At 60.0% G+C, this 13,588-nt stretch carries 10 protein-coding genes; 4 read left to right on the top strand and 6 right to left on the bottom strand.

Annotated elements, in window-relative coordinates; genetic code table 11:
- Positions 1-158: 158 nt before the first annotated feature.
- A complete protein-coding gene (gene lldD, locus V6607_RS26110) occupies positions 159-1,301 on the bottom strand; it encodes an FMN-dependent L-lactate dehydrogenase LldD (RefSeq protein WP_003209842.1) in 1,143 nt (380 codons plus the stop codon).
- Positions 1,302-1,408: 107 nt separating this feature from the next.
- On the opposite strand from lldD, the gene V6607_RS26105 reads away from it, so the two are divergent.
- A complete protein-coding gene (locus V6607_RS26105) occupies positions 1,409-2,314 on the top strand; it encodes a LysR family transcriptional regulator (protein ID WP_003209844.1) in 906 nt (301 codons plus the stop codon).
- Here V6607_RS26105 and V6607_RS26100 read toward each other — a convergent pair.
- Positions 2,311-4,269, bottom strand: a complete 1,959-nt coding sequence (locus V6607_RS26100; RefSeq protein WP_134327230.1) for a PAS domain-containing sensor histidine kinase — start codon at positions 4,267-4,269, stop codon at positions 2,311-2,313. The two genes, V6607_RS26105 and V6607_RS26100, sit on opposite strands and share 4 nt — an antisense overlap.
- Positions 4,270-4,628: 359 nt before the next feature.
- Here V6607_RS26100 and V6607_RS26095 point away from each other — a divergent pair, with 359 nt between their 5' ends.
- From V6607_RS26095 to nadA, 3 genes are all read left to right on the top strand, one after another.
- On the top strand, positions 4,629-5,915 hold the full coding sequence (locus V6607_RS26095; protein ID WP_008432395.1) for an outer membrane protein transport protein: 1,287 nt from the start codon (positions 4,629-4,631) through the stop codon (positions 5,913-5,915).
- Positions 5,916-6,043: 128 nt separating this feature from the next.
- A complete protein-coding gene (locus tag V6607_RS26090; protein WP_256662372.1) occupies positions 6,044-7,615 on the top strand; it encodes a lactate dehydrogenase in 1,572 nt (523 codons plus the stop codon).
- Positions 7,616-7,834: 219 nt separating this feature from the next.
- Positions 7,835-8,893 carry a quinolinate synthase NadA gene (gene nadA / locus V6607_RS26085; RefSeq protein ID WP_003209852.1) on the top strand — a complete coding sequence of 353 codons (1,059 nt, stop codon included), beginning with the start codon at positions 7,835-7,837 and terminating at the stop codon, positions 8,891-8,893.
- A gap of 844 nt (positions 8,894-9,737) precedes the next feature.
- On the opposite strand, the gene V6607_RS26080 is transcribed toward nadA, so the two are convergent.
- The 4 genes from V6607_RS26080 to V6607_RS26065 form a co-directional block, all read right to left on the bottom strand.
- A complete protein-coding gene (locus V6607_RS26080; protein WP_003220044.1) occupies positions 9,738-10,226 on the bottom strand; it encodes an RDD family protein in 489 nt (162 codons plus the stop codon).
- A 95-nt stretch (positions 10,227-10,321) separates the two neighbouring features.
- The gene (locus tag V6607_RS26075) at positions 10,322-10,534 is read right to left on the bottom strand and encodes a cold-shock protein (protein WP_003220045.1); all 213 of its coding nucleotides are present in this window, start codon (positions 10,532-10,534) and stop codon (positions 10,322-10,324) included.
- A gap of 390 nt (positions 10,535-10,924) precedes the next feature.
- The gene (gene gcvT / locus V6607_RS26070; protein ID WP_003220046.1) at positions 10,925-12,049 is read right to left on the bottom strand and encodes a glycine cleavage system aminomethyltransferase GcvT; all 1,125 of its coding nucleotides are present in this window, start codon (positions 12,047-12,049) and stop codon (positions 10,925-10,927) included.
- A 39-nt stretch (positions 12,050-12,088) separates the two neighbouring features.
- A complete protein-coding gene (locus V6607_RS26065; protein ID WP_087692646.1) occupies positions 12,089-13,465 on the bottom strand; it encodes an L-serine ammonia-lyase in 1,377 nt (458 codons plus the stop codon).
- Between the last annotated feature and the right edge of the window lie 123 nt (positions 13,466-13,588).

The raw sequence follows: 13,588 nt of genomic DNA, 5'->3' as shown, positions 1-13,588 counted from the left end.
CTCAAAGGAAGGGGGCAGGTGGAGGACTCCACCTGCCTGGGACGTGACGATTTAATTCCTGAAATGTGTCTGTTTAATGACGGTTTGGCTTTATGAAGAAACATTTAGAAATATCTGTGGGCGACCCCGGAAGGGATGCTCCGAGGTCGCTGCACTGATCAACCCTGGCTGCGCACCAGGATCGACTCATCGATCTGGGCGATCGACGTGACTCCGGTCAACGTCATGGCCACGCGCATTTCCTTGGCGAAGATATCCAGCAGGTTCTCCACGCCACGCTGCCCGTCGGCGGCCAGTGCGTAAGCCTGTGCACGGCCCAGCAGAACGCCCTTGGCGCCCAGCGCGAGCATGCGCACCACGTCCAGCCCCGAGCGTACGCCGGAGTCCACCAGCACCGTCAGATCGCTGCCCACGGCTTGTACGATAGGCGCCAGTGCCTTGGCTGTGGACAGCACGCCATCAAGCTGGCGCCCGCCGTGGTTGGATACGACGATGCCGTCGGCACCAAAGCTCACCGCGTCCTTGGCATCCTGTGGGTCGAGGATGCCTTTGATGATCATCGGGCCTTTCCAGAATTCGCGGATCCACTCCAGGTCTTTCCAACTGATGGAAGGGTCGAAGTTGTTGGCCAGCCAGCCGATGTAGTCCTTCAGTTGGGTGGGCTTGCCCAGGTACTTGGAGATGTTGCCCAGGTCGTGGGGGCGACCCAGCAGGCCCACATCGAAGGCCCAGGCTGGTTTGGTCATGGCCTGCAGGATTTGGCGTTGCGGCCCGTAGGCACCGGACATACCCGAATGGGCATCGCGATAACGCGCGCCGGGGGTGGGCATGTCGACCGTGAACACGAGGTTTTTCACCCCGGCGGCCTGGGCGCGCTCCAGGGCGTTTTTCATGAAGCCGCGGTCTTTCAGCACATACAGCTGAAACCAGATCGATTGCGGGCTCTGGGACGCCACTTCCTCGATCGGGCACACGGAAACGGTCGACAGGCAAAACGGAATGCCCTTGTTCGCTGCCGCCTTCGCCGCCTGGACTTCACCACGCCGGGCAAACATGCCGGTCAGGCCCACCGGGCTGAGGACCACCGGCATCGCCAATGGCTGGTCGAACAACGTGGTTTCAAGGCTCAGGCTTTCGACGTTGCGCAGGATGCGCTGGCGCAGGCTGATATCCGACAGGTCGGAGCTGTTGGCCCTGAGGGTGTGTTCGGCGTAGGCGCCGCCGTCGATGTAGTCGAACAGGAAACGCGGCAGTTTGCGGCGGGCGGCTTCGCGGTAATCCGATGCAGACGAAATGATCATGAACAGTGATGCCCCGAGTGAAGAAAACGGTGGGGTGAGGATAGACAAAGGCCTTTCATGGTAAAAACAACTTTTCCAACTTGAATCAAGTCGCAAACGGAATACTCATGAACCTTCGTACGTTGCTGGCCTTTGTCGAAGTAGTTCGCCAGGGCAGCTTCTCACAAGCAGCCGAGGTGGTTTCGCTCACCCAGTCTACCGTCAGCAAGGCGGTCAAGACTCTGGAAGATGAATTGGGCACGCCGCTGTTCAATCGCATCGGCCACAAGAGCGAGCTCACGGCCGCCGGCGAAATTGCCTACCGCCGAGCGCTGGTGTTGCTGGCGGAGCGCAGTGACCTGGTGGCCGAGATCAACGACTTGCTGGGGCTTAAGCGCGGTGTATTGCGCATCGGCTTGCCGCCGGTGGGCAGTGGGGTGCTGTTTGCGGCGATGTTTGCCTTGTATCGACAGCGTTATCCGGAAATCGAGATCGAGCTGATCGAGCATGGCAGCAAGAAGTTGGGCGAATGCCTGGAGGCCGGGGAGGTGGACCTGGCCGCGTTGCTGGTACCGGTGGCGGGAGAATTTGAATATCAGGATGTGCGCGTCGAGCCACTGATGGTGGTGATGCCGATCGACCATCCTTTGGCCGGGCGTAAAAGCGTCGATTTTTCCGACCTGGCTGACTCGCCCTTTATTCTGTTCGAGGCCGGGTTTGCGCTTAACCGGATCATTCTCACAGCCTGCGAGCGCAGAGGCGTAGTCCCGCGTATCACCGCCCGCAGTGCCCAGATCGACTTTATCGTCGACCTGGTTGCCGCAGGCCTGGGTGTCGCGTTTCTACCGAGCATGCTGGCTTACAAACACCTGCACGCCGGCATCGCCCTGATCCAGCTGGACGAGCCCCAGACTGATTGGCACATCGCCCTGGCCTGGCGGCGACAGGCGCACTTGCCACCGGCGGCGCGGGCCTGGCTGGATCTGGCCCTGGAGATGGGGAATGTTCCGGACACGACCCGGCCTGCGGTCTAGCCTTGTGCGACCAGGGGCAGGCGGCTCTTGACGACTTTTTGCAGCAGCAGGGCCAGCACCTCGGTGGAATACGGCTTTTGCAGCAAGACAAAACGGCTGGCTTCTTCCTGGGCGATACGCGCGTATTCGTCGTTGTAGCCGGTGGTGAGCACCACCGGCAGCCATGGGTACAAGGCTTCGATTGCGTCCAGCAACTCCAGGCCACTCATGCCGGGCATGGAGATATCGGAGAACACCACCTGGAAGCTTTCCGGGTTGGGGGCCAGGGCTTCCAGCGCGCTGTTCGCATCCGGCACCCACAGCACGTGAAAGCCCATCTGTTCCAGGGTTTGCGAGGTGTACAGGCCCACATCGGCGTTGTCCTCGACCATCAGCACGCACAAGCCTGAGATGATGGGCGAAGCGCTGGTGTCTTGAGGTACCGGCATGGCACTTGGCTCGACCTTGGGCAGGTACAGCGTAAATTGGCTACCCCTGCCGCACTCGCTCTGTACCAGGATTTCCCCGCCTGATTGCTTGGCGAAGCCGTACACCTGGGACAAGCCCAGGCCGGTGCCCTGGCCGATACCCTTGGTGGTGTAGAAGGGCTCAAAGATCGCGTCGAGTTTTTCCGGCGGGATACCCGAGCCGGTGTCCGCCAGTTCGATGGTCACGTAATCGGCGATGCGTACCGGGTGAGCGCGAACCGAGGGTAGCCAGGTTGCCGTCGAAACGGTGATGGTCAAATGCCCGTTGCCGGCCATGGCATCCCTGGCGTTCACCACCATGTTGACCAGCGCGGTATCGAACTGGCTTTCGTCGGCGTTGATAAAGCAGGCGTCGTCAGGCACCTGGATGCTTACCTTGACCCGCGAGCCGGTCAGGCTGTCCATCATCTCGCCCACCCGCTTTACACTTTCGCCGACGTTGAACACCTCGGGTCGCAAAGCCTGGCGGCGGGCGAATGTGAGCAACTGGGCCGTCAGGCGGGCCGCGCGATCGACCGTGCTGGCGATGGCTTCCACGTATTTCACGCGGCGTGCTTCGCTCAGGGCAGGTGGCTTGAGCAAGTCGGCACAGGACTTGATCACCGTCAGCAGGTTATTGAAATCATGTGCGACACCGCCAGTGAGCTGGCCGATGGCTTCCAGTTTCTGTGACTGACGCAGGGCGTCTTCCGACAGTCGCAGGGCTTCCTTGGCTTCTTCCTCAGCCTGGATGTCGCGGCCCACGGCGTGGATGTAGTCGCTGTCGGGCACGGCCGTCCAGGCGATCATGCGGTAGCTGCCGTCCTGGTGGCGGTAACGGTTCTTGAAATTGGGGAAGTTCTTGCCATCGCCCAAACGGCTGACCGCCGAGGATGAGACGGCCAGGTCGTCGGGGTGAACCAGGGCCAGCAACTGGCTGCCCACCAGGTCGTTTTCGGCGTGGCCGAGCATGCGTGTCCAGGCCGGGTTCACGGCGGAGATCACACCGTCGAGTTGTGCCACCAGCATCAGGTCCGGCGACAGACGCCAGATACGGTCGCGATCGCGAGTGCGTTCGACCACCCGCTGTTCCAGGGACTCGTTGAGTTTGCGCAGGGACTCTTCGGCTTCGCGCAGGGGCGTGATGTCCCGGGACACGCAGAGGATTTTCTCCGGCAGGCCGTCACTGCCCATGATCGGGCTGACGTTCACGTGCCACCATTTAAGGTTGCCGGCCAGGGTGTGGGCAGCGCCGACAAAGCTGGCATTGCGACCGGCCTTGGCGGCCTCAACGGCAGCCTTGGCATCGAGATTGCCCTGGTCGTGCCAGAAGTCGGGCCAGGGGCAGCCGCGGATCGCATTGAAGTCGCTGACTTCCATGATCTGCTTGCCGCCTTCGCTCATGAAGGTCAGGCGGGCGTCGAGGTCCAGCACCTTGATGCAATCGTTGATGCTGGCAAGCACGCGTTCGGTGAAGGCTTCGCTGTGGTTGAGGCCCGCGGCGGACAAATCACTCTCGCCAGATTCAGGTGGGCTGTTTGTCTCAGGACCCGTCCCGATAGTGCTATTCATTTGAGTGCTGCCACACGTGTTAAATGGCCGTCATCATGTCATTGCGACACTTATATCACCAGCGCCTTCACGCATATTCGATGGCAGGCAATCCGGCCTGCTGCAAGCGTGACGGCGAGATTAAAACCCGTCAGTCATATTCAGGTTCCGGGGTCTGAATAAGTGCTGGAAAAACCGTCGAAGTCTTTGAAAGAAATAGGATTGTCGGACAATTTTGCGCATGAAAAACTCTTCATAATTTGCCCGCTCGAAGATTGGTAGCTTCCTCTCGCTGCCCAATAATTCGAGTTCTAATAATGAATAAAAAACTCTTCAAGAGCGCTTTGGCGCTGTCGATTTCCCTTGCCTCCACTTCCTTGTTTGCCGGTGGTTTCGCCCTCAACGAACAAAGCATCAGTTCAATGGGGACCGGTTACGCCGGGCGTTCCTCCTCCGCGGATGACGCCAGCACGGTGTTCGGCAACCCGGCGGGCATGTCTCGCCTCAAGCAGAATGAAGTGAGCATCGGGGCGACCTACCTGGATGCCAAGTCGAACATCAAGGACGCCAGCTCCAGCCAAGGTGGCGTGGACAACCCCGGCACCAACAAAGGCGATATGGTCCCCGGCATCGCCGTACCGATGGGCTACCTGGTGACGCCGATTGATGAACACTGGGCGTTTGGCCTGGGAATCTACGCGCCGTTCGGCCTCGTGACCGACTATGAACACAGCTTCCAGGGCAATGGCTTTGGCAACAAAAGCAAGGTTCAAGTCATCACGGTGCAGCCAACCGTCAGCTATGCCTTCAACGACAAGGTTTCGGTGGGCTTCGGTCCGACCTTCAACCGTATCAGTGGCGAACTGGACTCCAAGGTCCCGGCATTTGGCCTCGGCACGGAAAGCGTAAAGGTCAAGGGCGACGACACCGCCACCGGTTTCAACGCCGGTATCCTGGTGCAGCCGATTGAAAGCACGCGCATTGGTGTGACCTACCACTCGCAGGTTGTGTATCACCTGTCGGGCAAAACCAACGCCTCGGGGGTGCTCACCGACCTGGTGGATGGCGGCCCGCAGCGGTATGACGCCAAGCTGGATGTCACCACGCCGTCGTCCGTGGACTTCTCGGTCACCCATAAACTCAACGATGACTGGACCCTGTACGTCGGCAGCACCTACACCCGCTGGAGCCAGTTGAAGAAGATTACGATCAACAACAGTGGCGTCTCTGACCTCGCCACCGAACTGGCCGGCCTGAACTCCATCACCGAAGAACAGCACTGGCATGACACCTGGTCTCACGCCATCGGCCTGTCGTACCAGTTGAACAAGCAACTGGTGCTGCGTACCGGCTTTTCGGTGGACCAGACGCCCACCAACAACACCGACCGGTCCGTACGTATTCCTACGGGCGATCGCACGGTGTTCAGCTTGGGCGCTGGCTGGACGCCAGTGGATAACCTGACCTTCGACGTCGCTTATTCCTACCTGAAAGAAGAGCCGATCAAGGTCCGCGACAATAATCCGCAACTGGCGCTGACCTACGACGCCAAGTATGAAAACAGCGCCAACGGTTTCGGCGGTTCGGTGACTTACCGCTTCTGATGCACCGGAAGAGGGCAAAGAGTCAGTTTTCTGACATGGCTCTTTGCTAGCAATTGTATCGGTCGCGCTACCAAACCTTCCCTGTCTTGGTTAAATTGGCTGCAATCCAGCTCAAGACAGGGATCGTCATGACTACGCTTTCGCCGATCAGCTCCGCCATCGCCCTTACCAATCGACCCGCCGTTACCCCGCCAGCTACGCAGGCGCCAGAAACGGACGCCGCTGCCGTGCGACCTTCCTCGGTGGTCAGCCTTGGCAATGTCACGGTGGACGTTCAAGCCGAGACGTATTCCCGCAACGGCCAATTGCCCGGCCATGGGCCGATCAATGCCTGGGAAAGTGACAGCGACGATGCGGTCACCAAAGCGATCAGCACGAATTTCCCTGCACTGCCCAGAGGCACAGGCTTCAGCGGCCTGGGCGCCACCCTGATTGAGCAATTTGCGAAGAGCGGTACCGACATTTCCCAGTCGGCGCTGAGCACCAGCTCTTCCAGGACCCAAAGCCCCGCCGAACTCAAGGTTCAACAGGCGCTGCTGCACAGCAGGGCCGACAACCTGGTCAGCCTGACCGTCAAGACGGCCAGCGGCAAGACCGTCACCTTCAGCCTGGCCAGCCAGTTGGGAGGCTTGGCCGCGCAGGCGAAGGTGGACGGTGGCGCCCTCAGCGCCGCCGAACTCAAGGAAGTCGCCAAGTTGGGCGAAGCCTTCCAGGACGCGATCGACGGCCTGGCCGCCCAGCCGCCGAAACTCGAGCTGAGCAAGCTGACGCAGTTTGATTCCAGCGTATTGGCTTCGGTGGACCTCAGCGGCAAATTGAAAGTGAGCAATACTGACGACCTCACGCTTGCATTCCATGCGGACAGCCAGGGCCGCACCACGCGCATGAGTAGCCCGGCGGGGGAAGTGAATCTCTCGGTCGACCTGAAGAACGCCGGCATCCTCGGCAACGCCAAGCAACAGGCAATCGCGCTGAAAAGCTACCTGGCCCAGTTCGACAAGGCCCAGTCGCGGGGCAAAGCCGATGCTGACCTGATGGCGATGTTCAAGGATGCGTTTACCGCCATGAACAGCAACTACCCGCAGGGCGCCAAAGCGCCTGCGCTGCTGACCCGCAGCGCGGCAGATCAAGGTCTGCTGACGGGCCTGGCGGATTTCAAGGCCTCCATCAGCCAGGCGGCCAGCTCCCCCAACCCGGCGCGCCCAGGGGAAACCGATACGTTTGCCTATGGGATTTCCCAGAAAACGCGCATCGGCGGCAATGACCTCTCCAATCGCACGATCGATCAGGTCCAGCGATCAAGCCTCAAGGCCAGTTTCCATCAAGGCCTGGATGGCGGGAAGCCGCCGGCTTTCGATACCAGGCGCGAGTCGCAGAACTACCTCTATGTGCAGGTCGACGACAAGGCCAGCAGTGCGGCGAACATCACCTACAAGGATGGTTTCCTGACCAACGCCTCCGTGGACCAAAGCGCCAGCCAGAACACCCGCACCCAGCGATACGAGATGGCTCGACTGGTTAAAGACAGCGTGGTACCGAACGAGGCCACCAGCCATCGCGACTACCTGGTACTGCTGGAATATGCGGCGCGGGAAGGCAAGAGTGCCAAGGGCGCCGATGAAACCATCCTGAAGGATGCCCTGGCGAACATGCATCAGTGGGCGTTGCTGCAAGACGATCCGTCCGCTTTGCCCGGTTAAACCGGTCGTTGTAAAAAAGGGAAACCCCTGGCCGGGTTTCCCTTTTTCATGCCTGGCCGAATCCCAGATTAGGCTTTTGAAACCATTCGATATTCTGTAGCCTTGCGCAGCTTCACCGTGCTTGATGAACACAATCACTTCGTCCGGCGGCGCCCGAAAGGCTCCAGAGCCGGTGGTACACTCGACTTTCGCGCAACTGCGCCTGCAGGTCTTGCGAACATGACGCAAATTTCCGAACGCCTTCTGGTCCAAGCCCACCTCGACGCCAAGCAGCCCAAGGTGCTGAGCGCCGAAGAAGAGGCGGGCTACCGCGCCGCCATCGCCGCCGAGCTCAAGGCTCAGGACGCGGTGCTGGTGGCACACTTCTACTGCGACCCGGTGATTCAGGCCCTGGCCGAAGAAACCGGTGGCTGTGTCTCCGACTCCCTGGAAATGGCCCGCTTCGGCGCGGCGCACCCGGCCAAGACCGTATTGGTGGCGGGCGTGCGATTCATGGGGGAGACGGCCAAGATCCTCACGCCTGAAAAACGCATCCTGATGCCGACACTGGAAGCCACGTGCTCTCTGGACCTTGGCTGCCCGGTGGATGAGTTCTCGGCATTCTGTGATCAGCACCCTGAGCGCACCGTGGTGGTTTATGCCAACACGTCGGCGGCGGTGAAAGCCCGTGCTGATTGGGTGGTGACTTCCAGTTGTGCGCTGGAGATTGTCGAAAGCCTGATGGATAACGGCGAGACGATTATCTGGGGGCCGGACAAGCACCTGGGCACCTATATCCAGCGTCAGACGGGTGCAGACATGTTGCTGTGGGATGGTGCGTGCATCGTTCACGAGGAGTTCAAGTCCAAGCAGTTGGAGGACATGAAGGCGTTGTACCCGGACGCGGCGATTCTGGTGCACCCGGAGTCGCCGACGTCGGTGATCGAGTTGGCGGATGCGGTGGGGTCTACCAGCCAGTTGATTGCGGCGGCGCAGCGGTTGCCGAACAAGACGTTTATCGTGGCCACCGACCGCGGCATTTTCTACAAGATGCAGCAGTTGTGCCCGGACAAGGTGTTTGTCGAGGCGCCGACGGCGGGGAATGGGGCGGCGTGTCGCAGTTGTGCGCATTGCCCGTGGATGGCGATGAATACCCTGGAGCGCACGCTGCAGTGCTTGCGTGAGGGGAGTAATGAGATTTTTGTTGAGCCTTCGGTGATTCCGCAGGCGGTTAGACCGCTGAAGCGGATGTTGGATTTTACTCAGGCGGCTCGGTTGAGGTTGGCGGGGAATGCTTGATCTTGTTTGAGTACATATCCGTTATTTAGGTAACGGCCGCTTATGGTTCCGCTCTTACAGCGGGTCACTTTTGGCAAACGCCCCAAAAGTAACCAAAAGGTCTTTGCCCCACCACTCGGTGCCTCGCTTAGGCTCGGCATGCCCGCACTCCGGCCCGGTTCCGCGGGCCGCCGCGACGGGCCATCCATGGCCCGGCGCGGCTAAATCGGCATCCTTGCCGATTTACCCGCTCCACCGTGCCTACTTGCGGCCATCGTGGTTGATGGGGCCCGCAGATCAAGATCAAAAGCAGATCAAAAGCACAGCGGCCTCCCGGCCGGCTTGAGTGTTAAAAGCAAAAGCAAAGACCAGAGCGAAAGCAGAGCTGCTTTTCTGTGGGAGCGGGCTTGCTCGCGAAAAACCTGAGAGCGCCGCGTTGAATCAGGATGCCCACGTCATCGTTAACGACCTTCGCGAGCAAGCCCGCTCCCACATTTGGACCGTGCCCGCTTTAGCTTTTGATTTTGTTCTTCAACACTCAAGCCGGCCGGGAGGCCGCTGTGCTCTTGCTGTTGATCTTGATTTTGATCTTAGGCGCCCCGTTAAACCACGCTGGCCGAACGCAGGCTTTGGAGCGTGGGTAACCCGGCAGGACGCCGGGTTAGCCGTCCTGGGCCAGGGATGGCCCATGACGGCGGCCCACGGTCCAAAGCCGGAGTGAGGGCACACCGAGCCTAGGCGAGGTGCCGAGTGGTGGGGCAAGAGCGTTTTGCTTACTTTTGCGCTGTTCAAAAGTGAGCCGCTGTAAGAGCGGAACCAATAGCGGCCATCACCGCAGCAACGGATATGCCCCCAACCTGAAAACCTACTTCTTTTTCTTCGGAACCCGCACCAACCGCGTGTCCGAATAAATGTCATGCCAGCCACGCTTCTGCTTGTCGAACAACGACCAGATAAACCCAAGCCCCAGGCACAACCACGAAGCAATCGACACCACAAACCGCAACAACGCCTGCCACAGACTAATCCGCGACCCATCAGCGTTCTGCACCCGCACCCCCCAAACCTGCATCCCCAGGGTCTGCCCCGAGTGCGTCCAGAACTTGGCAAAAAACCCAAACAACACAAAAAACAAAATCGTCGACAACAGCGGATCACCGTCCAGCGCGCCAGACTCAGACAGCGCCCGTAACTTGGCCTCCCCGACAAACCCCATCCACACCAGCTTGTAGATAAAGGCCGTGACGATCAGCAGGGCGGTGCACAACAGGAAGTCATAGAACATCGCTGCCAGACGACGGCCCAGGCCTACGGCGGGAAACTCGCCTTGGGGGCTCAGCAGGTGTTTCGACATGGCATGGCTCTCGGCAGGAAAAAAGCCATTTTACGGAAGAACGCCCATAAAAAAGCCCCTGATGTCATATCAGGGGCTTTTTGTCGCAGCAAGGATCAGCCTTCTGCTTGTACTTCGTCGGCTTGCATGCCTTTCTGGCCTTGCACCGCGATGAAGGTCACTTTCTGGCCTTCTTTCAGGCTTTTGAAGCCGTTGCCCTGAATAGCGCGGAAGTGGACGAACAGATCCGGACCGCTTTCTGGAGTGATAAAACCAAACCCTTTTTCGTCGTTAAACCACTTGACGGTACCGCTCTGACGATCAGCCATTTTCTTATTTCCTTGACGCAAAAAAATTAATGACAGCCCCTTTCACATGAAAGAGTACTGGGCTGGGTTGCAGGAAAGTAAGAGACGTCGAACGGGTTGTAGCAAACTTTGGCTACTGCCCAGGTCCAGGTTCAAAGCGACCCATGCAAACACAGTGGGCAAACTCTACGCCAACTAATACAGAAAAAACAAGCCCCGGCAAAACCCCAGGTTTTGCTCGGCCTCGTTACACTTCTGTCCACAATGTGGAACGCGTTTATTCGATAGAATTCGTCACTTGTTATAGGTGACTGAACATAACATTGACTATCGTCAATGCACTTTAATGTGGCGGTTGCGTTACAGATTAGTGCACGTTAACGCAACCGCGTTACTTATAGGAACAGTCAATCAACCACGGTAGTAACGTTGTGGCACGAATGGCATTTTACTTACACGTAGTGGCACCTTTTTCCCACGTACCAACGCAGATACTTCGGTATCCAGTGCGATGAAAGCGCTGTCCAGATAACCCATGGCCAGCGGGCCGCCCAGGCTCGGGCCAAAACCGCCGCTGCAGACGCTGCCGATCACGGTGCCGTGTTCGTCGACGATTTCTGCGCCTTCACGGACTGGCGTGCGTTCCTGTGGCAACAGGCCTACGCGTTTGCGGCTGACGCCGGTTTGTTGCTGGGTGAAGATCGCATCGGCGCCCGGGAAGCCACCGGCGCGTGCGCCATCAGCACGACGGGCCTTGGAAATTGCCCACAACAGGCTGGCTTCAATCGGCGTGGTCTCGGTGTTCATGTCATGGCCATAAAGGCACAGGCCGGCTTCCAGGCGCAGGGAGTCGCGGGCGCCCAGGCCGATGGCCTGTACTTCGGTTTCGGCCAGCAGGCTGCGGGCCAGGGCCTCGGCGTTCGCGGCCGGTACCGAGATTTCGAAGCCGTCTTCGCCGGTGTAGCCCGAGCGGCTGACGTAGCAGTCCACGCCCAGCAGGCGGGTCGGTGCGAATTGCATGAAGGTCATGTGCTTGACCTCCGGCGCCAGGCGCGCCAGCACGCTGACGGCAGCCGGGCCTTGCAGGGCCAGCAGGGCGCGTTCCTCGAACAGTGGCTCGATGGTGCACTGGTCACCGATGTGCTGGCGCAGGTGGGCCAGGTCCTGGTCCTTGCAGGCGGCGTTGACCACCAGGAACAGTTCGTCGTTACCCAGGTTGGCGACCATCAGGTCATCCAGGATGCCGCCTTGCTCGTTGGTGAACATCGCATAACGCTGCATGCCCACCGGCAGGTCGATGATGTCCACCGGCACCAGGGTTTCCAGGGCCTTGGCGGCACCGGCGCCGGTCAGGCGGATCTGGCCCATGTGCGACACATCGAACAACCCGGCTTGTTCACGGGTGTGCAGGTGTTCTTTCATCACGCCCAGCGGGTATTGCACCGGCATGTCGTAGCCGGCGAAGGGCACCATGCGTGCGCCCAGTTCGATGTGCAGGGCGTGCAACGGGGTTTTCAACAGGGTTTCGGTGGACATATTCAGCTCCTGAAAAACGTGCGGACGCGCTTATAGGCGTCAGCACTCGATAATGTTGACCGCCAAACCGCCACGGGCGGTTTCCTTGTATTTGCTTTTCATGTCGGCGCCGGTCTGGCGCATGGTGCGGATGACCTTGTCGAGGGACACGAAGTGTTGCCCGTCGCCGCGCAGGGCCATGCGCACCGCATTGATGGCCTTGACCGAACCCATGGCGTTGCGCTCGATGCAGGGCACCTGCACCAGCCCGCCGATGGGGTCGCAGGTCAGGCCGAGGTTGTGTTCCATGCCGATCTCGGCGGCGTTCTCCACCTGGGAAACCGTACCGCCCAACACTTCACACAGGGCGCCGGCAGCCATGGAGCAGGCCACGCCGACTTCCCCCTGGCAGCCGACTTCGGCGCCGGAGATCGAGGCGTTTTCCTTGTACAGAATGCCGATGGCTGCGGCGGTGAGCAGGAAGCGCACCACTCCGTCTTCGCTGGCCCCCGGGATAAAGCGCATGTAGTAGTGCAACACCGCCGGCACAATCCCGGCCGCACCGTTGGTGGGCGCCGTCACCACGCGCCCGCCATTGGCGTTTTCTTCGTTGACCGCCAGGGCGTACAGGTTGACCCAGTCCAGCACCGACAACGGGTCGCGCAGCGCCGATTCCGGGTTCTTGCACAGTTGGCGATGCAACGCGGCGGCGCGGCGCTTGACCTTCAGCCCTCCCGGCAAAATCCCTTCGTTGCGACAGCCCGCGTCCACGCAGTCCTGCATCACCTGCCAGATCTTCAGCAGGCCGGCGCGGGTTTCCGCCTCCGGGCGCCAGGCGCTTTCATTGGTCAGCATCACCTGGCTGATGGACAGCCCATAGGTGGCGCAATGGCCGAGCAAGTCCTTGGCACTTTTGAACGGGAACGTCAGGGGCGTGGCGTCTTCGACGATACGGTCGTGGCCGGCGGCATCTTCATCCACCACAAAACCGCCGCCCACCGAGTAGTACTCGCGGCTGCGAATCTGCAAGCCGGCGGCGTCGAAGGCGCGGAAGATCATGCCGTTGGGATGATAGGGCAGGGGTTTGCGAATCATCGCCAGGTGTTCTTTCTCGTTGAACGCAATGCTGTGTTCGCCGAGCAGGTTCAAGCGTGCGTTGCCGCGAATTTCCAACAGGCGGGCGGCAACGGTTTCGGTGTTCACGGTATCCGGGTGCTCGCCTTCCAGGCCCAACAATACGGCCTTGTCACTGCCGTGGCCTTTGCCGGTGGCGCCGAGTGAGCCGTAGAGCTCCACCTTGACGCAGGTGGTGGCGCCCAGCAGGTTGTCGCGCTTCAGTCCCTCGACGAATCGAGCGGCAGCGCGCATCGGGCCGACGGTGTGGGAGCTGGAGGGGCCGATGCCAATCTTGAACAGGTCGAACACGCTTAAAGACATGGTTGTTCTCCGGTTTCTTATTATTGAACGGATGTACGCGGTCCAATGTGGGAGCGGGCTTGCTCGCGAAAGCGGCGGGTCAGTCACCAGATGTATCAACTGACACTCCGCATTCGCGAGCAA

Source organism: Pseudomonas sp. KK18, assembly GCF_037094675.1.
Lineage (GTDB): Bacteria > Pseudomonadota > Gammaproteobacteria > Pseudomonadales > Pseudomonadaceae > Aquipseudomonas.
The sequence above is the reverse complement of the archived record's forward strand: the minus strand, read 5'-3'. Positions and strand labels throughout refer to the sequence as shown.